Source organism: Actinomadura sp. 6N118 (assembly GCF_044326415.1).
Classification (GTDB): domain Bacteria; phylum Actinomycetota; class Actinomycetes; order Streptosporangiales; family Streptosporangiaceae; genus Spirillospora.
Map to the genome: position 1 here is coordinate 23,376 of NZ_JBIRAZ010000043.1, position 25,860 is coordinate 49,235.

Here is a 25,860-nt window from a genome sequence, read left to right on the forward strand (position 1 = left end):
CGCTCCATGTCCTCCAACAGTTCGGCGTCCTCCAACAGTTCGGTCGCCGACGCCGCACGGCGGTTCCTGAACCGGCCACGCCGCATGCTCATCGGCGGCAAGTGGGTGGAATCCCGGACCGGCGAGACGCTGGAGTCCGTCGACCCGGCGACGGGACGGCCGCTGACCACCATCCCGCGCGGTGACGCCGCCGACGTCGATCGCGCCGTGCGGGCGGCGCGCGCCGCCTTCGAATCCGCGGCCTGGCGGGACGTCGCGCCGCTCGACCGCGGACGGCTGCTCGACCGGCTCGCGGACCTGATCGACGAGCACGCCGAGGAACTGGCGCTGATCGAGGCGAACGACAACGGCAAACCAGTTCGGGTGGCCAGGGCCGTCGACGTCGGCACCAGCGCGAAGCTGTTCCGGTACTTCGCGGGATGGCCGAGCAAGTTCGAGGGCAGCACCGTCCCGGTGTCCCCGCGCGGCGGGCTGAAGATCCTCAACTACACGGTGCACGAGCCGGTCGGCGTCGTCGGCGCGATCGTCCCGTGGAACTTTCCCATGTCGATGGCCTGCTGGAAGCTGGCGCCCGCCCTGGCCACCGGCAACACCGTGGTGCTGAAGCCGGCCGAGGAGACGTCGCTGTCCACGCTGCGGCTGGCCGAGCTCATCCAGGAAGCAGGCTTCCCGGACGGGGTCGTCAACGTGGTCACCGGCACCGGCCCGGACGTCGGCGCGGCGATCGCGGCCCACCCGGGCATCGACAAGGTGGCCTTCACCGGCTCCACCGAGGTCGGGCGGCTCGTCGCGCGGGCCGCGACGGGCAACCTGAAGAAGGTCTCGCTGGAGCTCGGCGGCAAGTCGCCGCACATCGTGCTGCCGGACGCCGACCCCGCGCAGGTCGCGGAGGCGGCCGCCGACGCGATCTTCTTCAACCAGGGCCAGACGTGCACCGCGGGATCGCGCCTGTACGTGCACAAACGCATCCACGACGACGTGATGGCGGCGCTGATCGAGCGGGCCCGGCGCATCGTGGTAGGCCCCGGCACCGATCCGGGCACCGATATGGGCCCGCTGGTCTCGGCCAGGCAACTGGCGCGGGTGAACGACTACATCGCCTCCGGTCAGGGCGAGGGCGGACGGCTGGCCACCGGCGGCGGCCGCCCGGACGGGCTCGGCGAGGAACACCGCGACGGCTACTTCCTCGAACCGACTGTCTTCGTCCAGACCGACCATTCCATGCGGGTGGTGCGCGAGGAGATCTTCGGCCCGGTGCTGGTCGCCATGGAGTGGGAGGACATCGACGACCTCGTCGAGAAGGCCAACGACACCCCGTACGGCCTGTCCGCCGGAGTGTGGACGCGGGACCTGACGATGGCGCACCGAATCGCGGCGGCGATCCGAGCCGGAACCGTCTGGGTCAACTGTTACAACCTCACCGATCCGGGCTCGCCGTTCGGCGGCTACAAGGAATCCGGCTGGGGACGCGAAATGGGCCGGAATGCACTTGAGCTCTACTCCGAAACAAAAAGCGTATGGGTGAACCTCAGCTGAAGGCATCGACCCTGGAAATCGCCCTGTGGAGAGGAAAGTCGTGGATCTCGAGCTTCACGATCGGGTCGCCGTCGTCACCGGCGGCGCGCTCGGCATCGGCAAGGCCGTCACCCGTGAGCTGGTGCGGGAGGGCGCCACGGTGGTGATCGCCGCGCGGCGGCGGCATCTCCTCGAGGACACCGCCAAGGAGGTCGAGGCCGAGCTGGGCGGACGGGTCGTGCCGCTCGTCGCCGACACGACCAGCACCAGCTCCGTGCGCGCCATGATGACCGCGGCGGCCGACGAGCTCGGCCGTGTCGACATTCTCGTCAATGGAGCCGCGGCCCCGTCCGGCCTGGTGCGCAACTCGGTCGACGAGGCCGATCCCGAGCTGCTGCTGGCCGATCTGAACACGAAGGTCGTCGGTTACTTCCGGTGTGCACAGGCGGCCGCGCCGCACATGCGGGAACGCGGCTACGGGCGGATCGTCAACATCGGCGGGCTGACCGGCCGGTCCAGCCACGCTCTGTCCGGCATGCGGAACCTCGCCGTCGTGCACATGACCAAGGCGCTGTCCGACCAGCTCGGCCCGTTCGGGATCACGGTGAACACGCTGCACCCCGGCGTCGTGGAGACCGAGCACATCCACGAACTGTACGAGAAGGAGGCCGCGAGACAGGACCTCACCCCGCGGCAGGTCGAACAGAACTTCATCGACCGGACGCCGATCCGCAGGGTCCTGACCGCACAGGAGGTCGCACGCGCGGTGTGCTTCCTGGCCTCGCCGCACGCCGGCGGCATCACCGGTGAATCGCTTGGCATTGACGGCGGGATCACGCGCGGCATCTTCCTGTGAACCCGCATTCCCCGCGAACCGCATTTGCCGTGAATCAGCAATCCCCGTGAACCCGCATTCCCGCAACGAAGGAGCATCGTCGTGGAAGGAACCATTCTCGTCGCCACCGCGGGACAAGGGGTGCTGTCCAGCGCGGACGACGGCAAGTCCTGGCACCGCATCGCCCCCGGGCAGGAGGTGGAGTTCGACGCCGTGGTGCGGTGCCTTGCCGTCGATCCCGCCGACCCGCAGGTGATCTACGCCGGGGCCGACATCGGTCTGATCCGCAGCGCGGACGCCGGGGTGACCTGGCACCGCGTCGACTCCCCGATGAACGGCATGCACATCTGGTCGCTGGCCATCGACTCAGACGACCCGGAGTGCGTGATCGCCGGCACCGGCGCCCCGTCCCGCGCCGCCGTCTACCGCACCACCGACGGCGGGAAGAGCTGGGATCGCCTTCCCCCGGAGATCCCCGAGTTCTGCGCGGGGGTCAACCGCCCGCGCATCCTCACCATGACGTGGGACCACACCGACGGCAGGGGAGCATGGTTCGGCATCGAAGAGGGCGGGCTCTGGCGCACGCACGACCGAGGCGACACCTGGCAGCGCGTCGACGGCACCCCGAAGTCGTTGCCACTGGGGGTCACCAACTCCGACATCCACTGCGTCGTGATCCTCGACGGCCCGCCCAAGACGATCGTGGTGGCGGTCGTCAACGCGCTGTTCGTCAGCCAGGATGACGGCGCCACCTGGGCCCGCCAGGACACCCGCGCCAAGCACGGGATCTACTACACGCGCCTGGTGACGCGCCTTCCCGGGAGCAACGAACTCCTGCTCGGCATCGGCGACGCCACGCCCGGCACGATGACCAAGATCCTCTACTCGGCCGACCTCGCGCGGACCTGGACCGAGGCCTCGCTCGACACCCCCGCGAACTCCACCGTGTGGGCCTTCGGTGTCCATGCGGCCGACCCGGCGCTGGTGTTCGCCGGCACGAAGTACGGCCACCTGTTCCGGTCTTCCGACGCCGGCCGGACCTGGGCGAAGGAATGGCGGGAGTTCTCCGAGATCACCGACGTCGCGTGGACCCCCGCTGTCGCCGCAGGGCTCGGCGCCCACTGATGAGGAGGCACTGGCATGACCAATGAGAACGACATGACCAATGAGAACGCGCTCAGTCCGGACACCGGCGGGGCCCGCGACGTGCGGCCCCGGGTACGGCGGACTCACCTGTCGTTGTTCGTCCGCGACCCTGAGGTCTCGGCGCGATGGTACGAGGACGTGCTCGGCATGGAGGTGACCGCTCGCGGTCCGCAGTGGGTCTTCCTGTCCTACGGCCGCAAGCACCACGACATCGCCTTGATCCGTGCCGAAGACGGCGCCCGGCCCGGCGGCATCGGGCTTCAGCACTACGGCCTGGAGATCGATGGCGACCTCGACGAACTGCGCCGCCTGTACGGGATGTTGCTCGACAAGGACGTGCCCGTCGTGAAGACCACCGACCACAAGGTGGGCTTCGGCGTGTACTTCACCGACCCGGATGGCAACCGATTCGAGTTCTTCTGCGAAACCGTGCGGGACGACGAGGAGGGCAAGCGGATCCTCAGCGAGCACAACGCGCCCAGCGAACCCGTCGTGCTCGACCCGCTCTACACCTGACCTCCGGAGGAATCCCCATGCGCGAGCCCAATTTCGAGGGCTACCACATCCGCAAATGGTTCACCTACATCGAAGACACACTGGCCACCGAGACCGGCGCCCTGGCCGACGGCGCACCGGTGCGGAAGATCGTCATCGCCGCGGCCGTCCACAATCCGTACGCCGGCAGGCACGGCGAGACCCTTGACGAGATCGTCGGCGGTTCGGCGAAACTCGGCCTGGAATTCGGCCGCCGCGTCCAGGCCGCGGCCGGAGGCCAGCCGATCGAGAGCTACGGCAAGGCCTGCCTGGTCGGGGCCGACGGCGAGTACGAGCACGGCAACGCGTTCCTCACCCAGGTCTTCGCCGACCCTGTCCGGGAGGCGGTCGGCGGAGGCAAGTCCTGGGTGCCCTCCACAGGCAAGCGCGGCGCCCCCGGCTCCAGCATCGACGTGCCGCTCGCGCACAAGGACGCGCTCTACGTGCGCTCGCACTACGACACGATCACCGTCGGCTTCACCGACGCGCCGGCCCCGGACGAGGTCGTCGCGATCTTCGCCTTCGCCACCCGGGGCCGGCTGCACGCACGCCTCGGCGGCCTGGCCGCCGACGCGATCGAGGGCCGGGACGGGCTGCGCTGAGCATGACGATGACGACGGACCCGACCACCGGTACCGACCGGTTCACGACGCTCAACGGTCTGCGCGCCCACTACGTGGAATGGGGGCAGCCTGACGCATCCCCGGTCGTGCTGCTGCACGGGCTGCGCAGCTACGCCCGGACGTGGGAGCCGGTGGCGGCGGCGCTGGCCGATCGTCACCGGCTCATCGCCCTGGATCACCGTGGCCGCGGCGACAGCGCCTGGGATCCGGCGGGGGAGTACACCACCGAGGCCTACGTCAGAGATCTCGAACAGTTCGCCGACGCGCTGGGGCTGCACCGTTTCGTGCTCGTCGGCCACTCCATGGGCGGCACCAACGCGATCGTCTACGCGGCCCGGCACCCCGAGCGGGTCCGGCTCGCGGTCATCGAGGACATCGGGCCCGGATCGTCGGCCTCCGGCGAGGGCGCGGAGCGGATCAGGCGCGAGCTGGCGCGGACTCCGCGGGAGTTCGCCGGACTCGCCGAAGCCCGCGCGTACTGGCGCGGCGTGCGTCCCGGCATCTCGGCTGCGGCGCTCGACTCCCGGGTCGCCAATACGGTGCGCCAGGCCGCCGACGGCCGCTGGGTGTGGAAGTTCGATCTCGACGGCATCGCGCGGGCGCGCCTGGATCCCGACCCGTCCGGCCAGGTGGACCTGTGGCCGCACGTCGAGGCGCTGCGATGCCCGACGCTGGTCCTGCGAGGCGACCGCTCGGACTTCTTGCCCACCGCCGTGTGCGCCGAGATGGCCACACGCCAGCCGCTGCTCACATGGAAGGAGATCCCGGGGGCCGGGCACTATGTGCATGACGACAACCACGCAGGCTACCTGGCCACCCTGCGGGAGTTCCTGGGTGAGCATCGGGACCGGCGATGACGCGCACCATCCAGACTCAAGTCGCGGTGGTCGGCGGCGGCCCGACCGGCGCCACGGTCGCGAACTTCCTCGGCATGTACGGCGTGGACACGGTGCTTGTCGAACGCAACCTCGACATCATCGACTACCCGCGCGCGGTCGGTATGGACGACGAGTGCCTGCGCAGCCTCCAGGCCATCGGGCTGGCCGATGAGCTGATCAAGGACATGATCCAGAACGTCCCGCTGCGGTTCTTCGACGCTCACGGCCGATGCTTCGCCGACATCCGCCCCACGACGCGCGAGTACGGCTGGTCGCGGCGCAACGTCTTCATGCAACCCCAGTGCGAGCAGGTGCTGCGCCGTGGCCTCGATCGGTTCCCCTCGGTTCGGACGCTACTGGGACACGACGTCGTCCGGCTGGAGCAGCACGACCATGGAGCGGAACTCGACGTCCTGGCCCCCGAGAACGAGCGCCTGCGGATCCAGGCCGAGTACGTGGTCGGTGCCGACGGAGGACGCAGCACGATCCGCGAGCTTCTGGGCGTGGTGCTGGAGGGCGTGACGCACCCGCGCAAGTGGGTGGTCATCGAGTGCGACAACGATCCGCTCGACGCCCAGTACACCGCTTTGCACTGCGATCCGGTGCGGCCGTACGTCTGCGTCCATCTGCCATACGACTACCGGCGCTGGGAGTTCCTGATGTTCCCCGGCGAGGACGCCGACGAGATGCTCAAGCCCGCCAAGGTGCGCGAGCTGCTCGGCCGCCACGTCAAGGACCCGGCGCGGCTGAACATCATCAGGGCACGCGTCTACACACACCATTCGCGGATCGCGCAGCACTTCACCGCCGGCCGCGTATGCCTGATCGGCGACGCCGCCCATCTCATGCCGCCCTGGGCGGGGCAGGGCATGAACACCGGCATCCGCGACGCCACCAACGTGGCCTGGAAGATCGCCGCCATCGTCACAGGGCGTGCCGATCCAGCCGTCCTGGCCACCTACGACGGCGAGCGGCGCGCCCACGCCGCGGCAATGATCGATCTCTCGACCACGCTCGGCCGCATCCTGTCACCCACTGACCACCGGGTGGCGGTCGCGCGCGACCTGTTCTTCCGTGGCGTCACGTGGGCACCGGCGGTGAAGAACTGGCTCCTGCAAATGCGTTTCAAGCCGATGCCGCAGTACACCGAGGGAGTCGTCGTTCCCGACAGCCGGCGTTCACCTGCCGGGCGCATGTTCATCCAGCCGCTGGTCGAGGACGCCGATGGGCGCGCCGTGCGCCTGGACGACGTCCTCGGCCCCTGGTTCGCCGTGCTCGGGTTCGACACCGACCCGGCCGAGCACCTCACCGATGCCCAGCGCGACTACCTCGCCGGACTCGACACCACTTTCGTCAAGGTCATCGACTCGCGGGCCGGCCGGGCACGGCGCGCGACGGCCCATCCGCGAACCCAGGTCGTCGAGGACCTCGAGGGCCACCTGCGCGAGTGGTTCACCCGGCACCGCGCGCGCGTCGTCGTCATCCGGCCCGACCGGTACGTCGCCGCGCGAAGCGGCCGCACCACGCTCGGCCCGGCCGTCGACCGGCTCCGCCGGCTGCTCGGTCCACCCGCCGACGTCCCCGACCAGGAGGAGCGATGATCGCATGGAAGTCACGCTGCCCCTCTGAGGGCTTTGCTGTCGGAGGGGCTTACGACGTCTGCGGCGAAGAGGTCTTCCAGGGCCGTCACGTTCCCCTCCTGGGCGGCGTTGAGGAAGGTCGACAGGAGGCGCCGGTGCTCGTTGGTGTCGATCGGCTCGCGCCGGGTGGTGTGCAGATGCTTGCGGGCGCGGCTCACCAGCTGGCGGACGTTGGCGGGGGAGAGCTGAATGATCTCGGCGATCTGCTCGTAGGGGTAGTCGAAGGCTTCGCGGAGGATGTAGGCGGCGCGCTGGGCCGGGGTGAGCTTCTCGAGCAGCAGTAGCAGAGCGAGTTCGAGCGCTTCGCCCCGCTCGGCTCCGGTGGCGGGGTCGATGCTGGTGTCGATGGGCTCGTGCAGCCAGGGCCCGATGTAGGTTTCACGGCGGGCCCGGGCGGACTGTGCGGCGTTGATGGACAGCCGCGTCGTGATCAGGGCCAGGAACGCCGCCGGGTTGGCGATGGTCGAGTGTTCGGTGTTCTGCCAGCGCAGCCAGGTCTCCTGGACGATGTCCTCGGCTTCCGCTGAGCTGGCGAGCATCCGGTAGGCGATGCCGAACAGGCGCGGACGCACCTCGATAAAGGTGGCGGCTGCCTGGTCTAGGGAACCCGTTTTGTCTTGTTCTTCAGGGGCGCCCCCCACGCTTCCGAACCGCCTCCGCGTCATCTCCTTGACCGCCATGACCACTCCGTTCGACGCGCTGGCCGACGCCTGCCGCCGACACGACTCACTGTGGCCGGGCAGGTACTGCGGTCGCATCAGGGAGACCCTGGCCGGGGTCCCTAGCGAAGAGTCGGTCCGCCCCGGGTATACGGGCCTGGCCTGCATGCATTGGATGGTGAGATATTGCATTGGATGGCAGTTCGGTCCCGGTACCACCGGTGATCTGCGATGCGGAAGCTGGTGGGGGATGTCTGAAAAGTCCGATTTTGGGGGTGGGTGGTCCGCGGTCGGGGCGGGCGCGGCCCTGCGGTCGGGGTCGTTGGTGGGCAGAGAGGCCGAGTGCGAGACGCTCGACCGGCTGCTCGCGGATGTCCGCGGCGGTGAGAGCCGGGTGCTGGTGCTTCGCGGCGAGGCCGGGATCGGCAAGTCGGCCCTGTTGGACCACCTTGTCGAGAAGTCATCCGGGTGCCGGGTCCTAGCCGCAACAGGGGTCCAGTCGGAGATGGAACTGGCCTTCGCGGCCGTTCACCAGCTGTGCGTGCCGATGCTGGACCTCCTGGATTCGCTGCCCGAACCGCAGCATGACGCGCTCGGCACGGCGTTCGGGATGCGCGCCGGTCCTCCTCCGGGCCAGTTCCTCATCAGCCTCGCCGTGCTCAACCTCCTGGCTCAGGCCGCCGACGAGCGTCCGCTCGTGTGCGTGATCGACGACGCGCAGTGGCTCGACAGCGCCTCGGCGCAGATCCTCACCTTCGTGGCCCGCCGCCTCATGGCCGAGAGCGTGGCCTGTGTCTTCGCTGTCCGTGATTCCGGCGAGGCCGACGTGTTGCCGGGCCTGCCGGTGATGGAGGTCGGCGGACTGCGGGACGCCGATGCGCGGACCCTCGTCAGCCGGGTGGTCGCCGGGCCGCTGGACGAGGAGGTGCGCGACAGGATCTTGCACGAGTCGCGCGGGAACCCGCTCGCCCTGCTCGAACTGCCACGCGCCGCGTCCGCGGGCGGTTTCGTGGCGGCGGCGACCGGGCAGTCGCTGTCGAGCCGCCTCGAGGACGGTTTCCAGCGTCGGCTGAACGGCCTGCCGGCGGACGGCCGGATGATGCTGCTGCTGGCCGCCGCCGAACCCCTCGGCGATACGGCTCTGCTGTGGCGCGCCGCCGACGTGCTCGGCGTCGACGCCGTGGCGGTCGACGAGGCCGACGAACTGATCGACTTCAGCGACCGGGTGCGTTTCCGGCATCCGCTCGTCCGCTCCGCGGTGTACAACGCGACCGTCCCAAGGGAGCGCAGACAGGCCCACCGAGCGTTGGCGGAGGCGACCGACGCCGCCACCGACCCCGACCGGCGGGCCTGGCACCGCGCCCAAAGCACCGCCCACCCCGACGAGAGCATCGCCGCCGAACTCGAACACTCGGCCGGGCGCGCCCAGGCTCGCGGTGGCCTGGCCGCCGCCGCGGCCTTCCTGGAACGGGCGGTCGGGCTCACCCCCGAGGCCCGGCGCCGGGCCGAACGCGCGCTCGACGCCGCCCGGGCCAAGCACCTGGTCGGCGCACCCGAGTCCGCACTGGCGCTCCTGGCGACGGCCGAGGCCGGGCCGCCGGACGAACTGCGCCGTGCCAAGGTCGAATCCCTGCGCGCCGAGATCGCCCTGACCTCGAACCGCGGCACGTCCGCTCCGGCGATCCTGCTCAAGGCCGCCAAGCAGCTCGAAACACTCGACATCGACCTGTCCCGCGACACCTATCTGCAGGCGCTGCTGGTGGCGATCGGCGTCCTGCCCAACTGGGACGGCATCACCGAGGTCGCGGCGGCTGCCCGTGAGGCGCCCCCCGTGCCCGGCGCGCCCCGCGCCACGGATCTCATCCTCGACGCCCTGTCCCTCCTCTACACGCGGGACACCCTGACAGCCGAGCCGGCCCTGCGGCGTGCGGTGGAAGTTGTCATGAGCGAGGAGACCACCCCCGGCGAACAGCTCCGATGGCCTTGGTTCGTCAACTTCTTCGCCATGGCCCTGTGGGACGACGAGGCCTGTCGCGAACTGACCCGGTACTATCTCCGCCTTGTCCGCGACTCCGGTGCACTCGCGCTACTGCCCCTGGTACTCAGCATGTCCACGATGGTGCTCCTTTTCGAGGGCGACCTGGCGGAGGCCGAGACCCTGAACGAGGAAGCGAAGGCGAACGCGGTCGCCGCCGACGTCTGGACCACCTCCGGAGCCATGGTCCAGAAGGGCGGCGACCTCGGCCTCGCGGCGTGGCGGGGAGAGGAGGAGGAGACCGAGCGGCTCGCGGAGATCATCGCGAAGGAGGGAGCGGTCCGCGGGGAGGGGCGGACGCTGGAGATCAGCCATTGGGTCCGGTCCGTCCTCTACAACGGGCTCGGCCAGTACGAGAAGGCTCTGGAAGCCGTCCTGCAGGCCAGCGTGGACCATCGGGCGCCGAGCGGCTGCGGAGTCCTCTGGGCCCCCCTCGAACTCATCGAGGCCTCCGCGCGCACCGGCCGGCACGAACTCGCCTCCCGAACTCTGGAACGGCTGTCCTGGTCCACCCGGGCGGGCGGCGCTGACTGGGGTCTCGGCCTCGAGGCCCGCTGCCGGGCGCTGCTCAGCGAAGGGGAGGAGGCCGACCGCCTCTATCGCGAGGCGATCGACCGGCTCGGCCGCACCCGGATGCGCGTCGACCTCGCCCGTGCCCACCTGCTCTACGGCGAATGGCTCCGCCGCGAACGCCGCCGCATCGACGCCCGCGACAACCTCCGCACCGCCTTCGACCTGTTCACCGAGATCGGCATGAGGGACTTCGCCGACCGTGCCGCACGCGAGCTCCAGGCCACCGGGGAGACCGCCCGGAAGCGGAACGTCGAAACCACCGAGGAGCTCACCCCGCAGGAGGCGCAGATCGCCAGGCTGGCCCGCACCGGCCTGACCAACAAGGAGATCGCCGAACGCCTGTACGTCAGCCCCCGCACCATCGAATACCACCTGCGCAAGGTCTTCACCAAACTCGGCATCACCTCACGCCACCAGCTCTGAGAGCCCTCATCACGTCGCTGTACGGCGGGTGGTCCGGGCGGCCGATGGTTCGATCAGGTCGTCCATCGCGCAGTCAAGGATGTCCAGCAACGCCATCAGCGTGCGGAGGCTCAGCCGCTCTGGCTTGTCGACCACGAGCCGGTACACCTGGCTCGGCGACAGGTCGACACCGCGAGCGGCCAGCAGGGGACGCAGCTCCGTGGTGGAGAACATGCCGCGCTCCGCCATGATCTCGCGAAGACGCCACCTGTAGTCCAGATCGGCCATTGCCCGCCAGCCCCTTCCTCTTCTGCCCACACGGAGAGGTGCTTCAAGACCGGGTGCGAGCTCATGCGGGACAGGGTCCACGCGCCGCGCCGCGTTCGCATCCGTGACGTCCCTAGTGACCGCCGCCATCAGCCTCCGCGACCGGCGTTCGTCAGATTGCGTCGAGGATGGCGGCGACGACGGCGTCGGGCTGGGACGACGCGATCGCGTGCGAGGCACCGGCGATCTCGCGGGTCCCTCGCGAGGAGGCTCGTTCGGCCATGAACCGCAGCGCTGCGACCGGGATGTTGAGATCGCGCTCGCCGAAGACGAACCACGACGGTGTGGTGCGCCATCCCGCCTCGTTCACGCTCAGCTCGTCGGTCAGCGCCCGCTCGGTCACCGGGCGCTGGGTCACCGCCATCAGGGCGGCCTCGTCGGAGTCCAGGTCGGCGCAGAACTGGTGGTGGTACTTCTGCTCGGCGATGCGGAACTCGTTGCCGCCGGAGGCGACCGGGTAGGCGTCCAGCGCGCCGCCCAGGGTGCTGCCCTCGAACTTGCCGGACAGGAGCAGAGCGCTCTCGCCGGTTTCCGGGGCGAACGCGGCGACGTAGACCAGGGAGCGGACGGCAGGGTTGCCGGCCGCCGCCTGGCTGATCACCATCCCGCCATAGGAGTGGCCGACGAGGACGACCGGCTGGCCGATGCCATTGATCACGTCGCGGACGTAAGCGGCGTCGTCCGCCAGGCTGCGCAGCGGGTTGGCCACGGCGACCGCGGAGAGTCCGCGGGCGCGCAGGCGCTGGATGACGCGGTTCCAGCTCGCCGACTCGGCGAAGGCGCCGTGGACCAGGACGACGACGGGCTGTTCGGTGGTGCTCATGGTTGTGCCTTTCACGTGTGCAGGGCGGCCTTGAGGACAGCGATGGCCTGGGCGGTGGCGGCGCGTGAGGCCTGAGTGTCGCGGACGGGGTTGAGCATCACGAAGTCGTGGAGGGAACCGTTTCGCGGAAGTTGATCTTTCGGTGGGTTCCGTCGCACAGCGGTTTCCCCGCGGAACGGCCGCAGCGGCAGAGCGTCATCCGGTTGCGGGTCTCCAGCGGCTGGCCGTCCGCGCGCACGACCGGCACGCCGCCGGTGACCCACAGTGCGCTGGCCAGGCCGTCCTCTTCCTCGAGGATCGAGATGGCCTGCGGGAGGTCGGGCTCGATCGATTCGCCGCCGCGCTCCAGGGCGTAGCTGTACGACCCGGAGGGGCAGTGGTCGATCCGGCCCATGACGTTGGAGCGCACGTCGCTGTCGCCGGTGTCGGCGAGCATGTCGGCGATCGGTCTGGTGCGTCCGATGCAGAAGGCCGCGTGGATGCACAGCTCGCCGACCCGCTGCGCCGAGATGCCCACCCCGTCGTGCACGTGCTGCAGCTCCTTGTACGGCCGGAGGTCGGCGGACTCCGTGCCGTCGAACCCGACCACGGCGTGCGTACCGTCGCAGAACGGCTTCGCGCCCGACCGGCCGCAGCGGCACAGCGCATACGTGTCCTCGGTCGCCAAGGTGTCGCCGGTCTTCCAGGTCAGGGCATTGTTCTCCGCAGAGACGACCTTCCGCTTGCGCTTGAGCGGGACCCCTCCGTACACCAGGTAGGGACCGTCGGCGAGCACGACGATCCGCCGCCGATCGCCGACGCTCCACCGGCGGAGCTCGGGCGCAACGTACTCGAAGCTCGGGCCGGCCGTCGTGCCGTCCTCGTCAGGCATGCGCATGAGGGCTTGAGCTTGCGCCTTGAGCCCGTACATGGTGCCGGTGGCGACCGCGAGCAACCTCGGGCTGCCGTTGAACGCCTGCTCGAGCAGATGCAAGATGGCGCAGTAGGTGTGGTTGAACTCTTCCTGGGCCGTGCGGATCGCGCTGCCCGGAGCATGATCGGCGAGTCGCGGGTTGCGCCTCATCGGACGGACGCCGGCGAGGTCCACGCGGATCGCCTCGCCCGTCGGCCCGGACTGCGGGGTGTCGCCGCGCTGGTAGCGCCGACCGGCTCTCAGCTCCTGGAAGCGGTAGTAGTGCGCGACCTCGTCCCGATCAGGATGGTGGACGTCCCGGTCGCCGTCCCAGACCTCGTCACGGGTCATGCCTTCGCCCTGCTCGACGATCTCCTCCAGCGCGGTCAGCGCCGAGGACAGATCGTTGACCGCGATCAACCGGCCGGCGGTGTTCCGGAAGTGGCCGGCGTGCACCTGGCGAGCCGGATCGCCGCGGAAGACCGCCCGCTCGCCGAGCCGGCCGCACAGGTGGCGCAGTCCGTCCTCGATCGCGGCGTAGAACTGCCCGATCGTCTCGTAGCCGTCGGCCTCCGCCGGAGCGCCGGGCGGTGCCGGCCGTTCGAGCCGGAGGAACATGTCGAGTGCCTCAGCGCCGAACGGGAGCAGAGACAACTCCAGGGAGGGGCCACCGTGAGGCAGCCGCCGAGGATGCGGCGGCAACATCCGTGGCGCGTCCAGCCGCGGCCGCCAGCCGACGGCGTTGAGCAGGTTCGCGGCCAGCGCCAGGTGGATCATCTCCTCGGCGAAGACGCCGGCGACCACCTCGATGGCTTCGGGATTGCGTTGCGGGTCGAGTGAATAGAGCGCGCACAGGTACGGCGGCAACGTCGCGTGCTCCAGCTCGATCGCCCACTGCAGGTGCTCTTGAAGATCGTCGAGTGTGGCGATCCGCGCCGACGCGGCGGGACCAGGGGCATGCTGCTGCTGTGCTGGGTGATCCATGGATGTCTCACTTCGGCTGTCGAGGAGGTCGGATTCCGCAGGCGGCCGGGATCGCATACCGCTCCCCGAGCTGTCGTGGTGCGGTGGTCAGGAGTCCCTGGGAGCCCGAAGGTGCTTGCGCTGGGTGAGTTCCGCCTCGTCCACCAGGCTCAGCATGGGCTTGCCGGGTTTGCAGAGCATCGTGACGGTGAAACGTACCGGCAGGTCGTCGCGGTTGTTGCCGTCCTGGTAGTGGATGACGTCGCCACCGGGCTCCCAGAACGCCTCGCCGGCATGGACGACCCGCTCCGGCTCCCCTTCGACCTCCAGCAACATCTCGCCCTCCAGCACGTACCCGAACGCCGGGCCTGAGTGCCGGTGCGGCGGCGTACCGGGGTCGCCGGGCGGGAACTCGATGACCACGGTCATCGCATGCGCCCCCGCCGGGATGAAGGGTGGCTCGGCCTCCTGCACCATGGTGAGCGCCGTCTGCCACGCGGTCGATCTGGTCTTCGGCTCGGTGGCGGCGGAATCAGTACCGGACATGGGACATGCCTCCTTGGCTCATGGGTGTGCGATGGGTGGGCGCTATTCGCCGGCGTTGCCCGCCAGCCAGTCGGCGTACTTGATCTCGCCGAGAACCGCGCCATCGCCCGGCACGAGGTTCCGCTCCTGCAGCTCGGCTCCGAAATAGTGCGCGTGCGGGTCGGTGACCACCTCACGCGGGTCACCCCAGGCTGTCAGGGCGTCCCGGAAGAACTCGTCCATCCGGAACTGCTCGGGGCCGGCGATCTCGACCGGCCCGTTCAGCGGCGAGCCCACCGCGGTCCTGCCGACCGCCTGGGCGACCTCGTCGCCCGCGATGGGCTGGAACAGCACCGGCGGCATCCGGACCGTGTCGCCGTCGGTGGCTCCGTCGGCGATCCTCCGGGCGAACTCGTAGAACTGCGTCGCGTGCACGATCGAGAACGGGATCGACGACTCCTTGATCAGCTTCTCCTGGGCGATCTTCGCCCGGAAGTAGCCGATGTCAGGCCGCCCCTCAGTGCCCACCACCGACAGCGCGACGTGATGGCCCACCCCGGCCGCCTTCTCCGCGGCCAGCAGATTGCGCGTGGAGGTCTCGAAGAACTCCAGCACCGCCGCGTCCTCGAAGGACGGGGAGTTGGACACGTCGATCACCACCGACGCGCCGGCCAGGACCTCGGCCAGTCCTTCCCCGGTGAGCGTGTCGACGCCGGTGTTCGGCGACGCCGCCACCGCCTCGTGGCCGTGCTCGCCGAGCTTGGTCACGAGTTTCGATCCGATCAGGCCGGTTCCGCCGATTACCACGATCTTCATGCCAGGCCTTCCTGTTCTCCGGGGCATCGGTCGCCGCCCGGTCGCCAGCTAAGACCGGGCACCCCTCCGTCCTGTGACAGCTCCGACGAAAATCACCGAAATCGCCAGCAATCCGGCGCCCGCCATCAAGCCCTCTGGCCAGTTCGGCAAACGGTGAAGTCCCGGGCGAGCTCCACCCGGAACTCGGGTGCGCCGGAAGCTCCGGGTGGAGTCATCGCTACTTCATTGATTCATGCGTTCTGTATCGCCCAGGTGGTCACCCAGCTGGGCATCTTGGCCAGTCATGATGCCCATGGGCGGTGTCAGGGCGGGGCCTTCTCGGGTCAGTCGTTGCGGCGGCCGAACGCGTGGTTGAGGACGTCGCGGGTGACGGTCGCGCCGAGTTGATCGCCGTCCTTGGAGGCGAAGCGGTAGTGCACCCCTGCCCAGATCCTGGCCTGGACCAGCTCGGCCATGGCTTTTGGAGAGGCTGTTGTAGCGGCGGGTCGCATCGGAGAACGCGCCGTCGTTGCGGCGGGCATCGATCATGGCCGCGGCCGTGGCCTGGCCGACAGCGATGCCGCCGCGTTCTGAGCGGCCGTCGGGGATCGCGGCGAGCGACTTCTCGAACTGCGCGCGCAAGGAGTCTGCCTGGCCGGGGAAGAGCTAGAGGAGCACCCGGTAGGCCGCGGTGGCGACGGCTGCGGAGGCCGAGTCATCGGGCCGGCTGCGGGGAGCGATCAGGTACGGCTTGTACGGGGTGCCGGCGATCGCGTTGACCGCGTCGTACACCGCACCCTGCACAATCTGCGGAATGGTCCAGACTTACGAACACGATTCGTCATGGGCTCCCCATCGGCTGATCGGTGCCAGCTCACGCGAGCAGATCCAGTGTCCAACCACTGTGAAGCGTGAGCAATGAAATGATCTGGCCGGAATTGACCTTGACGGCAGAGCATTTCCACCACAGGGTCGCCGCGGCACTATCGCGACGACCAGGGGATCATCAGAGCTTGGCGTGAATCTTGAGAAAAATGTCCCATTTGGCCGGTCACATCGGCAGGCTTGGCGTCCTGGCGATGTAGACGGTGTTGGCCGACTCGCCCCCTTGAACGGGATTGGGGAAGGTCACGACATGCGATGCGGTCTCGGTGAACACCTTGGTGAGGGCAGCGTGAAAGTCATCGTCGGGCGGGTCGTTCGACCAAAGGCCGAAGACCCCGCCGGGGTGCAGATGCTTGGCGAGCCGGCTGAGGCCGTCGGGCCGGTAGAAGGACGCGTGGGTCGGATTCAGCGTGTGGCGTGGCGAATGGTCGATGTCCACCAGAATGGCGTCGAAGCGTCTCGCCTGCTGCGGATCCAATCCGGAAGCGGTGCCGGCCAGCGCGAAGAAGTCTCCCTGGACCAGATGGCAACGCGGGTCTGACGTCAGTTGCTCTCCCAGCGGCAGCAACCGGCGTTGATGCCACTCGATGACCTCGGCGAGCGCCTCGACGACGACGAGGGACCTGACCCGGGAATGTGCCAGCACCGCTTGGGCGGTATGGCCGAGACCGAGGCCGCCGACGGCGACATCGAGGTGATCGCCGGGCACCTGAGCCAGGCCGAACTCGGCGAGCGCGATCTCACCGGCCGTCCACATACTCGACATGAGGAATTCGTCATCGAGTTTGATCTCGAAGACGTCGGTTCCGAGCGAGGGGTCCCTGCGCCGTCTCAGACTGATGACGCCCATCGGCGTCGGGCGCCAGTCGAGTTCTTCGAACCGTGCGCTCATTTGAACCCCTCCTTCACAGCCCCGCAGCGTCGCACTGCGAGAGCGCGGGGTGTCCCGCAGTTCGACCTGCTCCCTGGCGCGTGCGCGAACCGCACGTCGCCTGGTCCATAGTGCAATGACGGAATCCCACCCGCCGTGTACAGCCGCAGGTCGCTTCCGTAGCGTACGGCCCTTGCCGCGGGCGTGCCGGATCGCCAGCCCGGAACCGAGCCGGAAGCTGGCCCGCCGGTGCCCGCGGCTGCGGCGGTCCCGGTGCCGGCGGGCTGGGCCGACGAGCAGGCGCTGGGCCTGGTGGTGAACTGGCCAACGGCGCTGGCGGCGCTCAAGCCATTGGGCGGTGTCACCGCGGGGCAGACCGTGCTGATCCACGCCGCGGCCAGCCGCGGTGACGATGGCCAAGCACTATGGCGCGATGGTGATCGCCACGGCCTCGCCAGGCAAGCACGAGGTGGTACGGGCGCTGGGCGCCGACCACGTCCTCGATTCGCGCGGCGGCGACCTCGCTGCAAAGGTCCTGCGGCTGACCGGCGGCGCGGGCGCCGACCTGGTGCTGGAGTCGGTCGGCGGCGCCACCCTGCAGGCCAGCCTGGCCGCGACCAAACGCGTCACCGGCCGGGTCGTCGTTTATGGCGTGGCCGGCGGCGAAGCCGCGATCACCAACTGGGACCTGGTCTACCAGCACCAGATCCACCTCATCGGCCTGAACATCGGCACTCTGATCCAGGCCGCACCGCAAATCTTCGGCGAAGTCATGGGCCAGCTGTTCGGGCTCCTCGCAGCCGGAGTGCTCGGCCCCGGCCAGCCCACCATCTATGAGCTGGCCGACGGCCCCAAGGCACTTGCGGAACTGGAAGCGCGGGCCACCATCGGCAAGCTGGCACTGCTGCCCTGAACGGACCGTGACGCCAGGCCCCTGGATTGCGCGAGGGCGTCGCGAAGCAGTACGTCGAAGCCGGTGGCGGTCAGAAGCTCACCGCGATTCTGCCCTTCAGGCCGCCGCGGGCGAAGTGCTCGACGGCCTCGCTGATCTGGTGAAGGCCGAAGAACGAGTCCATTCTGATGTGGAGGACACCCTTGTCGACGAGCCTGGCCAGCTCAGCCAGTGCCGTTCCGTCCTCTTGGACCTGGTTGAGGATCGTGCGGACGCCCCGCGCGGTCAGGTCGGGAACCGGCCCGGCTTGCGTGGCGATCGAGGCATAGCGGCCGCCGTCTGCGACCGTGTCTGTCACAAACGCGCCGAAGGTGTCGAAGACCGCGTCATACGCCCGGGCGGGGAGGGCAGACCGGTCAGTGGTCACCAGGCCGGCGCCGTGCTCGCGAGCCACGTCCACCCCGGCTGCCCGGGACACCAGCGCGTCCACCCGGGCGCCGCGCGCGACCGCGATCTGCAGTGCCAGGCTGCCGACGGCACCGGCCGCTCCGGTCAGCAGCACGCGATCCCCGGCGGTCACCTCGAGCCAGTCCAGGGTCTGCAGCGCCGTCAGTCCGGACAGCGGCAGCGTGCCCGCCTCGGTCAGGCTGCTGGTGGCGGGAGCCAGAGCAAGTGAGCCGACAGGGACCGGCACCAGGTCGGCCCAGGTGCCCCGGCCGGTGTCGAGCTGATGGGACATCGCGATGACCGGTGCGCCGACGGGGAACTCGCTGGTTCCCGCGTCCACGACGATGCCCGCCAGGTCCCAGCCGAGCGTCATCGGCAGCGGAGGCATGCCCTCTCCGATCGCTCCCTCGCAAGTCTTGACGTCCACCGGATTGACGCTGGAGGCGATGGCGCGGACCAGGACCTCGCCGACACCCGCTACCGCGTCAGGGACCTCGACCACCTGCATGACCTCGGGTACCCCGAACTTCTCAACCCGGACCGCGCGCATGAATCCTCCCCTGAGTGATCACAATCGCCAAGGACAGAACAGGTCCTTGGCTTTGACAATCGTTGCTGCGGTACGTCTGGTCCGCGAGTGGCCCGCGGGCCAATGGTCACAAGGATCTGGCCAGGGAATCGGCCCCGTCCGGTCGAACACCTCCAGCAGCAGCTCGGGAAATTCCACGCACGGCAATACGCCATCGACCAGCGCGCGGAACTCACCCATCAGCGGCGGCTCGCACGCGGCCCGAGCTGTCCACCTGCAGTCGGCCGCCAACGAACTGGACCGCTAGCGACGCGGCCGCGGGGTGTTTGGGCGAGGCAGTTCAGGCACCGGTACGGGTGAACGTCACATGCGTGACCCCACTGGGTGAGGAAGTGGCCTCGATCGCGTAGTCCTTCTCGAGGCCCTCCAGCGGCGCCGATCCCCGGAGTGAACTGCTGGGCGAAGAATCGTCGACTCCGCCGCTGCCACCACCGGGTGGCGAACAACCACTGGTGCAGCCTGTCCCCGGCGTGGCCGAAATGTGCGTCGTGGCTTTGAGACCCTCACCGGTGCCGAAACCGTCGTCACCCGGTCGCCCGGCCGCCTCGCGCTGCGGGGCGGGTGCCGAAGCCGGAGAGGATGGTTTCCAGGAGGGGTAGGGCGCGGCCTGCCTGTTTGGCGCGGATGGCGAGGTCCCAGGCGGGCTCGAACTTCTTCCAGCCGCCCGCGTACGCGGCGTGGCGGGCCTTGCCGCGCAGGGTCAGCTTGCTGCCGGCGCCGCGCAGGATGGCGCCCCATCTGTAGAAGTCGCGGTAGGCGCGCCGGTAGCCGTCCTCCAGTTCGCGGGCGCTCATCCGGGCGGGCTCGAAGACGACGGTCCGGGTGTCGTAGCGTCCCAGTCGGAGTGGAGGAGCCGGCCGGCCTTGGCCATGCGGTCGTAGAGGCGGGTTCCGGGATAGGGCGTCATGATGTGGAACGTGGCGGTTTCGATGCCCTGTCCGACGGCCCACTCGACGGTGCGGCCGAAGACGCTCGGGTCGTCCTCGTCCATGCCGAAGACGAAGCTCCCGTTGACCATGATGCCGTTGTCGTGCAGCCGGCGCACGACCGCGTCGTAGTCGCGGTCGATGTTCTGCCACTTGCGCTGCTCGGTGAGGTTGCCCGCGTTGACGGTCTCGAAGCCCACGAAAAGGCTGCGCAGCCCGGACTCCACGGCCTTCTCCAGGAGCCCGGGGCGCAGCACCGCCTGTACGGTCCCGGCGGCCTGCCAGAGCCGTCCCATGCCGCGCATCCCGTCGAAGAGCGCGGTGGCGAAGCGGGCGTTGCCGAACAGGTGGTCGTCCGGGAAGTACAGGTGGCGGCCGGGCAGCCGCTCGATCTCGGCCAGCGCCGCGTCGACGGTCTGGGTGTAGAACGACTTGCCGCCTTCGAAGCTCGCCGGGGTACTGCTGGCCACCGCCGTGCGGATGGTGGAGGTCGGCTCGCTACGCGCCCTGGCGCGGTCCACCCGTGCCGACGGCGCCGTCATGTTCCTCACCGCCCTGGCCACCCTCGCACTGGACCTGGTCAAGGCGGTCATCCTCGGCATGATCGTCGCCGGCGCGCTGGCGCTGCGCGCGATCGCCCGCTCCGCCCGCGTCGAGGAGGTCGCCCTCACGGCCGATCTTTCCGCGGGAGACCACACTGAAGAGGAACACCGCCTGCTGGCGGAGCACATCGTCGCCTACCGGCTGGACGGGCCGCTGTTCTTCGCCGCCGCCCACCGTTTCCTGCTCGAACTGAGCGAGGTCGCCGACGTCCGCGTGGTGATCCTGCGCATGTCCCGCGTGACCACCCTCGACGCCACCGGTGCCCACGTCCTCGGCGACGCCATCACCCGGCTGGAGCACCGCGGCATCGTGGTCCTGCTGTCAGGCATCAAACCCTGCCACGACCAGGTACTCGCGATCCTCGGCGTGGCCGACCACCTCCGCCACGACGGACTGATCTTCTCTGACACCCCCGCCGCGATCGCCCACGCCCGCCACCACCTGCACGGCCAGGGAATGCTTCAGCCGAAGGCGACCAGCGAAGCTCTGAGGCCGTAGGCGGCGATGCCCGGAGTCTCCACGGTCCACCGGCTCCGGCTCCAGCGCGGACGGCGTGGCGGGTGCCTTGGCTTGTCTGCATGCGCCATTGTGGCAACGACAGGTCTGTCATCGGGCCCTAAGATGGCGGGCGACGATGATCTCCGGTGGTTGAGCGGGTTGAAATGGCGCGTCCAGCACAGAAGGCGGTTCCGCCCGAGGTGCCAGGGCCGCTCTGGGCGCGGCTCGGCCACTCTCAGCAACGGGGCGGCGGCACGTACGCCTCTAACAGTGTGACGGTATCGACCGCGGAACCAGTGATCCTTTCGCCGCTGCCGGAGGATCCCACGTTCACTCATCGGGGCGTAGCGCAATGCACCCGTTGTGGCGCGCAGGTCACCGTGTCGAAGCGGCGTACCCCGTCCAAGTCGTCACGTCTCGCCGCGCAGAGATTCTGGCTCGCGGGCTTCTCAGGCGGTCTGCTGCTCTCGGTGGCAGGGGCGGTTACGTTCTTCGCGCAGATGCCGGGCACGACCGCGACTCCCGGGGTACTGACGACGGCGTTCAGTTTGTCGGCGCTGTTCTGCCTGTGGGCGGTGGCCCACATCATCGGGCAAGCGACGGCGGACCAGGGCATTGCATGCGACCCGCCATCGATGACCCTGATGCCGGCGCCCGCCACCGATGACGAGTGCGACCACCAGGCCAGGCTCGGCGAAGAACCGTGCCGCCACTGGGTGGAGAGCCCGATCAGAGACGGCATTGTCTACCAGGTGGACGGCGAGGACTACTGCACCCATGCCGCGGGCATCGTCAAGGCTCGCACCTGACCGCAACACTCCTCGATCCGATTGATGCTGCGTTCGGGCAGGGCTTAGCGATGTGGAGCCCGAGGTCGTCGGTGTGGAGTGGCGGCGCTGCGTCGGGGAGGGGGCCCGTGCGGGCGCCGGTGCGTTCGGCGCCGATGCCGGCGATGACCACCAGTGCGATTCCTGCGGCGGCGAGCCATCCGGGGACCTGGTGGAGGAAGACCAGGCCGATGATGGTGGCGATGGCTGGTTCCAGGCTCATCAGCGTGCCGAACGCGGCGGTGCTGAGGCGGCGCAAGGCGATCAGTTCGAGGGCGAAGGGCACCACCGGCAGCAGTACCGCCAGGCCGAGTCCGGCCAGGAGGAGCGGCCAGGTGAGGTGGTTCAGGACTGACGGACCGGCGACCGCGGTGGCCACCAGGGCGGCGACGGGCATGGAGACGGCCAGTCCACCGATTCCGGAGACCTGGTCGCCGACATGCTGGGTCAGGACGATGTAGGCGGCCCAGCAGGCTGCGGCGGCCAGGGCGTAGGCGATTCCGATTGGATCGCTGGCGCCGTGCCACGGTTCGGTGAGCAGCAAGACGCCCGCGGCTGCCAAGAGGGGCCATAGTTTCCTGCCGCCGCGGCCTCGGACCACGGCGACGCCCAACGGGCCGAGGAATTCCAGCGCGCTGGCGGTGCCCAGGGGGAGCCGGTCGACCGCGGCCATGAAGAACAGGGTGAGGCCCGCGGTGGCCACGCCGAGCGCCGTACAGGCGAGCAGGTCGGCGCGGGAGAAGGCTGAGCGCCGGGGCCGCACTATGACCAGCAGCAGTACCCCGGCCCACCCCAGCCGCAGCCAGGCTGCGCCCTCGGCGCCGATCCGGTCGATCATGCCGATGGATACGACCAGGCCCAGTTGCACACACATCATCGCCGCCAGGGCCAGGCCTGCGCCGGTACGGGCACTCGCCGAGTGGGAGGCCTGCGGGGTTGTGAACGTCATGGGCCCCAGTAGAAGCGATCAGCATCGTTCATGTCCACGCGAGAATCCTGGACATACTGTTCACGATTCGTGAATGATAGGGAGGTGGATGTCCGTCGCCTGCAGATGCTGCTGGAGTTGTCCCGGCTGGGATCGATGCGTGAGGTCGCCGAAGAGCTGGGGACCACCACCTCGGCGGTGTCGCAGCAGATCGCCGCGCTGTCGCGGGAGGCAGGCACGGCGTTGACCGAACCGCAGGGTCGCCGCGTGCGGCTGACTCCGGCGGGCCGGCGGCTGGCGCAGCACGCCGTGACGATCCTGGCGGCGGTGGATGCGGCCCGGCTGGATCTGGATCCCGGCGCCGAGCCGGCAGGCACCGTGCGGGTCGCCGGCTTCGCCACGGCCGTTCGCCGCTCATTGGTGCCGGTGGCGGCCGACCTGGCCGATCACCCCAAGATGCGGTTGCACATCCACGAACATGAGCCTGCCGAGGCGCTGGCACTGCTGGCCGCAGACGATGTCGATCTTGCTTTGACCTACGACTACAACCTAGCCCCCGCAGCCGCCCACCAGGGCCTGGAGTTCCGGCCGCTCTGGTCGACGGCCTGGAGTCTGGCGGTACCGCACACCATCGCGGTCCCCCAGGGCGACGCTCCCTCCGTCTTCGCCTCCGTCCGCGACCGGGACTGGATCGTCAATTCCCGCAGCACCGCCGACGAGAACGTCGTGCGCGTCCTGGCATCGATGGCCGGGTTCGAGCCGCGGATCACCCACCACGCCGACAGCCTGGAACTGGTGCAAGATCTCATCATCGCCGGGCTCGGGATCGGCCTGCTGCCAGCCGACCAGCCCGCAATCCCCGGGATCGAGATCTTGCCGCTGACCCACCCGGCGGTGACGTTGCGTTCGTACGCCGTGGTGCGCCGCGGCCATGCGGGCTGGCCCCCACTGCAACTTGTCCTCAACCTGCTCACCGCCCGCGCAACGACCTGAACATCGACCACGCTCGCCGAGGAAGGCGTCATGCTCCGGGCGGGGTGTCGAGGGCGAAGCGTTCGCGGACGTCGGGGCGGGTGAGGAGCCTGGCGGGATAGCCGGGGCCGGGGCGGGAGGTGATGTCGTCGAGGTCGAGCGGTTCGCGGCAGTGCGAGCAGATCACTTCGGGACTGCTGTCATGGCCGCAGCGCGTGTGGTGGAGCACGACCGGGGGGCCGTTCTCGGTGGCGAGCCAGCGGTCGCCCCAGGCGTTCATCGCCGCGAGGACCTTGAAGAAGTCGCGTCCGGACTCGGTCAGCACGTACTCGTGGCGGATCGGCTGGGTCTCGTAGACGCGCTTTTCCAGCAGCCCTTCCTCGACGAGGCGTTTGAGCCGATCGGACAGCGTGTTGCGGGCGATGCCGAGGCTCTGCTGGAAGTCGTCGAAACGGCGGACACCGTACGAGGACTCCCGCAGGACCAGAGGCGTCCACCAGTCGCCGAGCAGGTCGATCGTGCGGGCGATAGAGCAGGGCCAGTTCGCGAACGACGTACGCCTCATACCACCAGGATAGTCGGTCTAGTTGAAAGACTCAGCAGCTCAATGCCTTGAACGGTAAGTTCATCTACGAAACCATGGAGGCAGTTCGACTGGAAGAGGCTGGTGGTCTCATGGAGTGGACGGGCCAGGTGTACGCGGACGCGCCGACGGTGGCGGCGGAAGAATGGATCGGCGCCTCCACCGAGACTGTGTGGGCGCTGGTGAGCGACATCCAGCTGATGCCCGAGCTGAGCACCGAACTGCAGGAGGTCGGCTGGCTCGACGGCCACGAGGGACCCTGTGTGGGCGCCCGCCTCCGCGGGCGGAGCTCTCACCCCTCATTGGGCGACTGGGAGACGGTCTCCACCATCGTGGAGTGCGCTGCTCCGTTCTGTTTCGCCTGGGCCGTCGGTGACCCCGCGCACCCCTCGTCTCTGTGGCGGTTCACCCTGCGCCCCGAGCGAGGCGGGACCATCCTGCGGCAGAGCGGTCAGCTCGGCCCGGCCCCCTCAGGACTGTCGTTCGCGATCACGGCGATGCCGGAGAAGGAACAGAAGATCGTTTTCGTGCGGTTGCGGGAGTTCGAGACCGGCATCAAGGCCAACCTCAGTGCGATCAAGAAGCGTGCGGAACAGACCGGCCGGCAGGAGAAGTGATGCGCACCGCCACCACCGTCGAAGGATCGGCCGGGGACTGGAAGGAGCTCACCTCCTTCGTGGTCGAGGCCGAGCAGCTCGGTCTCGACGTGTGCTGGGTCGCCGAGGCCTGGGGCACCGACGCACCCTCCCCGCTGGGTTACCTGGCCGCCCGCACTGACCGGATCCTGCTGGGATCCGGGGTGATGCAGCTCGGCACCCGCTCTCCGGTGACCATCGCCCAGACCGCGATGACGCTTCAGCAACTGTCAGAGGGACGGTTCCTGCTTGGGCTGGGAGCGTCAGGCCCGCAGGTCATGGAAGGTCTGCACGGGATTCCGTTCGACCGTCCTCTGGCGCGCATGCGCGAGACCGTCGAGATCGTGCGAAGGGTGTTCACCGGCGAGAAGCTGTCCTATGACGGCGACCGGTTCACCATCCCGCTGCCCGGTGGGCAAGGCCGGCCGATGCGGCTCAGCATGCGCCCTGTCTCCGTCCCCATCTACCTGGCCACTCTGTCGCCGAAGATGCTGGAACTGACCGGGGAGGTCGCCGACGGCTGGCTGGGCACCAGCTTCATCCCCGAAGCAGCCGCGACCGCCTACTTCGCCCACCTGGACGCCGGACTCACCCGCTCCGGCCGGACCCGAGCCGACCTCGACATCTGCCAGGGCGCCGAGGTCAACATCATCGGCGAGGACGAACTCTCCACGGTCCTCGGCTCACGCAAGATGGAGCTGGCGTTCTCACTCGGCGGCATGGGCACCGGCAGCACCAACTTCTACAACGATGCCTACAGCCGCCAGGGGTGGGCTGACATCGCCGCGCACGTCCGCGACCGGTGGCAGGCCGGCGACCGCGCTGGGGCGTCAGCGCTCATCACCGATGAGATGGTTCTGGCCACCACACTGATCGGAACCGAGGACATGGTCCGCGCCCGCCTCGCAGCGTGGAAGTCCGCGGGCGTCGACACCGTCCGCCTCTATCCGGCTGGAGACTCCCTGCACGCGCGCCTGAAGAATCTCGGACAAGCCATAGATCTCATCAACGAGCTCGAACGATAAGCACTACCCGCCGC

28 protein-coding genes are annotated in these 25,860 nt (G+C 69.2%); 14 read left to right on the forward strand and 14 right to left on the reverse strand.

What is annotated here, in order from left to right:
• The first annotated feature begins 6 nt into the window (after nt 1-6).
• From ACH34W_RS53065 to ACH34W_RS53095, 7 genes are all read left to right on the forward strand, one after another.
• Nucleotides 7-1,536 (forward strand): aldehyde dehydrogenase family protein, encoded by a 1,530-nt coding sequence (locus tag ACH34W_RS53065; RefSeq protein WP_395968919.1) that lies wholly within the window; start codon nt 7-9, stop codon nt 1,534-1,536.
• Nucleotides 1,537-1,576: 40 nt separating this feature from the next.
• Complete coding sequence (locus tag ACH34W_RS53070) at nt 1,577-2,371, forward strand: SDR family NAD(P)-dependent oxidoreductase (RefSeq protein ID WP_395968920.1); 795 nt, start codon at nt 1,577-1,579, stop codon at nt 2,369-2,371.
• Nucleotides 2,372-2,452: 81 nt separating this feature from the next.
• Nucleotides 2,453-3,475, forward strand: coding sequence for a hypothetical protein (locus ACH34W_RS53075; RefSeq protein WP_395968921.1), 1,023 nt, complete (start codon nt 2,453-2,455; stop codon nt 3,473-3,475).
• A 15-nt stretch (nt 3,476-3,490) separates the two neighbouring features.
• Entirely contained in the window at nt 3,491-4,012 is a 522-nt protein-coding gene (locus tag ACH34W_RS53080; protein ID WP_395968922.1) for a VOC family protein, read from the forward strand.
• Between the two features lie 17 nt (nt 4,013-4,029).
• Nucleotides 4,030-4,632 carry an amino acid synthesis family protein gene (locus tag ACH34W_RS53085; protein WP_395968923.1) on the forward strand — a complete coding sequence of 201 codons (603 nt, stop codon included), beginning with the start codon at nt 4,030-4,032 and terminating at the stop codon, nt 4,630-4,632.
• Between the two features lie 8 nt (nt 4,633-4,640).
• Nucleotides 4,641-5,510, forward strand: coding sequence for an alpha/beta fold hydrolase (locus tag ACH34W_RS53090; RefSeq protein WP_395968924.1), 870 nt, complete (start codon nt 4,641-4,643; stop codon nt 5,508-5,510).
• The gene (locus ACH34W_RS53095) at nt 5,507-7,132 is read left to right on the forward strand and encodes a bifunctional 3-(3-hydroxy-phenyl)propionate/3-hydroxycinnamic acid hydroxylase (RefSeq protein WP_395968925.1); all 1,626 of its coding nucleotides are present in this window, start codon (nt 5,507-5,509) and stop codon (nt 7,130-7,132) included. Before ACH34W_RS53090 ends, ACH34W_RS53095 begins: the two co-directional genes overlap by 4 nt.
• An 11-nt stretch (nt 7,133-7,143) precedes the next feature.
• On the opposite strand, the gene ACH34W_RS53100 is transcribed toward ACH34W_RS53095, so the two are convergent.
• Complete coding sequence (locus ACH34W_RS53100) at nt 7,144-7,851, reverse strand: sigma-70 family RNA polymerase sigma factor (RefSeq protein WP_395968926.1); 708 nt, start codon at nt 7,849-7,851, stop codon at nt 7,144-7,146.
• 229 nt (nt 7,852-8,080) lie between these two features.
• Here ACH34W_RS53100 and ACH34W_RS53105 point away from each other — a divergent pair, with 229 nt between their 5' ends.
• Nucleotides 8,081-10,861, forward strand: coding sequence for a helix-turn-helix transcriptional regulator (locus ACH34W_RS53105; protein ID WP_395968927.1), 2,781 nt, complete (start codon nt 8,081-8,083; stop codon nt 10,859-10,861).
• A gap of 9 nt (nt 10,862-10,870) precedes the next feature.
• On the opposite strand, the gene ACH34W_RS53110 is transcribed toward ACH34W_RS53105, so the two are convergent.
• The 8 genes from ACH34W_RS53110 to ACH34W_RS53145 all read right to left on the reverse strand — a co-directional run bounded on the left by ACH34W_RS53110 (nt 10,871) and on the right by ACH34W_RS53145 (nt 16,942).
• A complete protein-coding gene (locus tag ACH34W_RS53110; RefSeq protein WP_395968928.1) occupies nt 10,871-11,128 on the reverse strand; it encodes a helix-turn-helix domain-containing protein in 258 nt (85 codons plus the stop codon).
• Between the two features lie 151 nt (nt 11,129-11,279).
• Nucleotides 11,280-11,990, reverse strand: a complete 711-nt coding sequence (locus tag ACH34W_RS53115) for an alpha/beta fold hydrolase (RefSeq protein ID WP_395968929.1) — start codon at nt 11,988-11,990, stop codon at nt 11,280-11,282.
• A 97-nt stretch (nt 11,991-12,087) separates the two neighbouring features.
• Nucleotides 12,088-13,866, reverse strand: a complete 1,779-nt coding sequence (locus tag ACH34W_RS53120) for a ferritin-like domain-containing protein (protein ID WP_395968930.1) — start codon at nt 13,864-13,866, stop codon at nt 12,088-12,090.
• Between the two features lie 87 nt (nt 13,867-13,953).
• Entirely contained in the window at nt 13,954-14,391 is a 438-nt protein-coding gene (locus ACH34W_RS53125) for a cupin domain-containing protein (protein WP_395968931.1), read from the reverse strand.
• A 42-nt stretch (nt 14,392-14,433) separates the two neighbouring features.
• The gene (locus ACH34W_RS53130; RefSeq protein WP_395968932.1) at nt 14,434-15,186 is read right to left on the reverse strand and encodes an SDR family oxidoreductase; all 753 of its coding nucleotides are present in this window, start codon (nt 15,184-15,186) and stop codon (nt 14,434-14,436) included.
• 323 nt (nt 15,187-15,509) lie between these two features.
• A complete protein-coding gene (locus ACH34W_RS53135) occupies nt 15,510-15,641 on the reverse strand; it encodes a hypothetical protein (RefSeq protein ID WP_395968933.1) in 132 nt (43 codons plus the stop codon).
• Between the two features lie 190 nt (nt 15,642-15,831).
• Nucleotides 15,832-15,969 (reverse strand): hypothetical protein, encoded by a 138-nt coding sequence (locus ACH34W_RS53140; RefSeq protein WP_395968934.1) that lies wholly within the window; start codon nt 15,967-15,969, stop codon nt 15,832-15,834.
• 247 nt (nt 15,970-16,216) lie between these two features.
• Nucleotides 16,217-16,942 carry a spermidine synthase gene (locus tag ACH34W_RS53145; RefSeq protein ID WP_395968935.1) on the reverse strand — a complete coding sequence of 242 codons (726 nt, stop codon included), beginning with the start codon at nt 16,940-16,942 and terminating at the stop codon, nt 16,217-16,219.
• Nucleotides 16,943-17,333: 391 nt separating this feature from the next.
• On the opposite strand from ACH34W_RS53145, the gene ACH34W_RS53150 reads away from it, so the two are divergent.
• Nucleotides 17,334-17,834 carry a zinc-binding dehydrogenase gene (locus tag ACH34W_RS53150; protein WP_395968936.1) on the forward strand — a complete coding sequence of 167 codons (501 nt, stop codon included), beginning with the start codon at nt 17,334-17,336 and terminating at the stop codon, nt 17,832-17,834.
• Nucleotides 17,835-17,904: 70 nt separating this feature from the next.
• Here the strand turns inward: ACH34W_RS53150 and ACH34W_RS53155 are convergent, their stop codons facing one another.
• The 3 genes from ACH34W_RS53155 to ACH34W_RS53165 form a co-directional block, all read right to left on the reverse strand.
• Nucleotides 17,905-18,810 carry an NADP-dependent oxidoreductase gene (locus tag ACH34W_RS53155; RefSeq protein ID WP_395968937.1) on the reverse strand — a complete coding sequence of 302 codons (906 nt, stop codon included), beginning with the start codon at nt 18,808-18,810 and terminating at the stop codon, nt 17,905-17,907.
• A gap of 563 nt (nt 18,811-19,373) precedes the next feature.
• Nucleotides 19,374-19,643, reverse strand: a complete 270-nt coding sequence (locus tag ACH34W_RS53160) for a hypothetical protein (RefSeq protein ID WP_395968938.1) — start codon at nt 19,641-19,643, stop codon at nt 19,374-19,376.
• The gene (locus tag ACH34W_RS53165) at nt 19,640-20,245 is read right to left on the reverse strand and encodes a B12-binding domain-containing radical SAM protein (protein WP_395968939.1); all 606 of its coding nucleotides are present in this window, start codon (nt 20,243-20,245) and stop codon (nt 19,640-19,642) included. Before ACH34W_RS53165 ends, ACH34W_RS53160 begins: the two co-directional genes overlap by 4 nt.
• Here ACH34W_RS53165 and ACH34W_RS53170 point away from each other — a divergent pair.
• Together ACH34W_RS53170 and ACH34W_RS53175 are read left to right on the forward strand one after the other, a co-directional pair.
• Entirely contained in the window at nt 20,208-20,876 is a 669-nt protein-coding gene (locus tag ACH34W_RS53170) for an STAS domain-containing protein (protein ID WP_395968940.1), read from the forward strand. The genes ACH34W_RS53165 and ACH34W_RS53170 overlap by 38 nt on opposite strands.
• A gap of 146 nt (nt 20,877-21,022) precedes the next feature.
• Entirely contained in the window at nt 21,023-21,685 is a 663-nt protein-coding gene (locus ACH34W_RS53175) for a hypothetical protein (protein WP_395968941.1), read from the forward strand.
• Here the strand turns inward: ACH34W_RS53175 and ACH34W_RS53180 are convergent.
• Entirely contained in the window at nt 21,669-22,652 is a 984-nt protein-coding gene (locus ACH34W_RS53180; protein WP_395968942.1) for an EamA family transporter, read from the reverse strand. The two genes, ACH34W_RS53175 and ACH34W_RS53180, sit on opposite strands and share 17 nt — an antisense overlap.
• An 84-nt stretch (nt 22,653-22,736) precedes the next feature.
• On the opposite strand from ACH34W_RS53180, the gene ACH34W_RS53185 reads away from it, so the two are divergent.
• Nucleotides 22,737-23,624: a LysR family transcriptional regulator gene (locus ACH34W_RS53185; protein WP_395968943.1), complete on the forward strand. Its 888-nt coding sequence runs from the start codon at nt 22,737-22,739 to the stop codon at nt 23,622-23,624.
• 28 nt (nt 23,625-23,652) lie between these two features.
• Here the strand turns inward: ACH34W_RS53185 and ACH34W_RS53190 are convergent, their stop codons facing one another.
• A complete protein-coding gene (locus ACH34W_RS53190; RefSeq protein ID WP_395968944.1) occupies nt 23,653-24,168 on the reverse strand; it encodes a winged helix-turn-helix transcriptional regulator in 516 nt (171 codons plus the stop codon).
• Between the two features lie 74 nt (nt 24,169-24,242).
• On the opposite strand from ACH34W_RS53190, the gene ACH34W_RS53195 reads away from it, so the two are divergent.
• Together ACH34W_RS53195 and ACH34W_RS53200 are read left to right on the forward strand one after the other, a co-directional pair.
• Complete coding sequence (locus tag ACH34W_RS53195; RefSeq protein WP_395968945.1) at nt 24,243-24,803, forward strand: SRPBCC family protein; 561 nt, start codon at nt 24,243-24,245, stop codon at nt 24,801-24,803.
• Nucleotides 24,803-25,846, forward strand: a complete 1,044-nt coding sequence (locus ACH34W_RS53200) for an LLM class flavin-dependent oxidoreductase (protein WP_395968946.1) — start codon at nt 24,803-24,805, stop codon at nt 25,844-25,846. Before ACH34W_RS53195 ends, ACH34W_RS53200 begins: the two co-directional genes overlap by 1 nt.
• Nucleotides 25,847-25,860: the final 14 nt, after the last annotated feature.

What these genes read in the sequence shown, in the direction of transcription:
- ACH34W_RS53085 (WP_395968923.1), top strand. Translation starts at nt 4,030, where the DNA reads ATGCGCGAGCCCAATTTCGAGGGCTACCACATCCGCAAATGGTTCACC.
- ACH34W_RS53105 (WP_395968927.1), top strand. Translation starts at nt 8,081, where the DNA reads ATGTCTGAAAAGTCCGATTTTGGGGGTGGGTGGTCCGCGGTCGGGGCG.
- ACH34W_RS53130 (WP_395968932.1), bottom strand. Translation starts at nt 15,186, where the DNA reads ATGAAGATCGTGGTAATCGGCGGAACCGGCCTGATCGGATCGAAACTC.
- ACH34W_RS53190 (WP_395968944.1), bottom strand. Translation starts at nt 24,168, where the DNA reads ATGAGGCGTACGTCGTTCGCGAACTGGCCCTGCTCTATCGCCCGCACG.
- ACH34W_RS53115 (WP_395968929.1), bottom strand. Translation starts at nt 11,990, where the DNA reads ATGAGCACCACCGAACAGCCCGTCGTCGTCCTGGTCCACGGCGCCTTC.
- ACH34W_RS53065 (WP_395968919.1), top strand. Translation starts at nt 7, where the DNA reads ATGTCCTCCAACAGTTCGGCGTCCTCCAACAGTTCGGTCGCCGACGCC.
- ACH34W_RS53090 (WP_395968924.1), top strand. Translation starts at nt 4,641, where the DNA reads ATGACGACGGACCCGACCACCGGTACCGACCGGTTCACGACGCTCAAC.
- ACH34W_RS53095 (WP_395968925.1), top strand. Translation starts at nt 5,507, where the DNA reads ATGACGCGCACCATCCAGACTCAAGTCGCGGTGGTCGGCGGCGGCCCG.
- ACH34W_RS53180 (WP_395968942.1), bottom strand. Translation starts at nt 22,652, where the DNA reads ATGACGTTCACAACCCCGCAGGCCTCCCACTCGGCGAGTGCCCGTACC.
- ACH34W_RS53145 (WP_395968935.1), bottom strand. Translation starts at nt 16,942, where the DNA reads ATGAGCGCACGGTTCGAAGAACTCGACTGGCGCCCGACGCCGATGGGC.
- ACH34W_RS53155 (WP_395968937.1), bottom strand. Translation starts at nt 18,810, where the DNA reads ATGCGCGCGGTCCGGGTTGAGAAGTTCGGGGTACCCGAGGTCATGCAG.
- ACH34W_RS53160 (WP_395968938.1), bottom strand. Translation starts at nt 19,643, where the DNA reads ATGAGCGCCCGCGAACTGGAGGACGGCTACCGGCGCGCCTACCGCGAC.
- ACH34W_RS53195 (WP_395968945.1), top strand. Translation starts at nt 24,243, where the DNA reads ATGGAGGCAGTTCGACTGGAAGAGGCTGGTGGTCTCATGGAGTGGACG.
- ACH34W_RS53110 (WP_395968928.1), bottom strand. Translation starts at nt 11,128, where the DNA reads ATGGCCGATCTGGACTACAGGTGGCGTCTTCGCGAGATCATGGCGGAG.
- ACH34W_RS53125 (WP_395968931.1), bottom strand. Translation starts at nt 14,391, where the DNA reads ATGTCCGGTACTGATTCCGCCGCCACCGAGCCGAAGACCAGATCGACC.
- ACH34W_RS53100 (WP_395968926.1), bottom strand. Translation starts at nt 7,851, where the DNA reads ATGGCGGTCAAGGAGATGACGCGGAGGCGGTTCGGAAGCGTGGGGGGC.
- ACH34W_RS53135 (WP_395968933.1), bottom strand. Translation starts at nt 15,641, where the DNA reads ATGGCCGAGCTGGTCCAGGCCAGGATCTGGGCAGGGGTGCACTACCGC.
- ACH34W_RS53080 (WP_395968922.1), top strand. Translation starts at nt 3,491, where the DNA reads ATGACCAATGAGAACGACATGACCAATGAGAACGCGCTCAGTCCGGAC.
- ACH34W_RS53200 (WP_395968946.1), top strand. Translation starts at nt 24,803, where the DNA reads ATGCGCACCGCCACCACCGTCGAAGGATCGGCCGGGGACTGGAAGGAG.
- ACH34W_RS53120 (WP_395968930.1), bottom strand. Translation starts at nt 13,866, where the DNA reads ATGGATCACCCAGCACAGCAGCAGCATGCCCCTGGTCCCGCCGCGTCG.
- ACH34W_RS53150 (WP_395968936.1), top strand. Translation starts at nt 17,334, where the DNA reads ATGGCCAAGCACTATGGCGCGATGGTGATCGCCACGGCCTCGCCAGGC.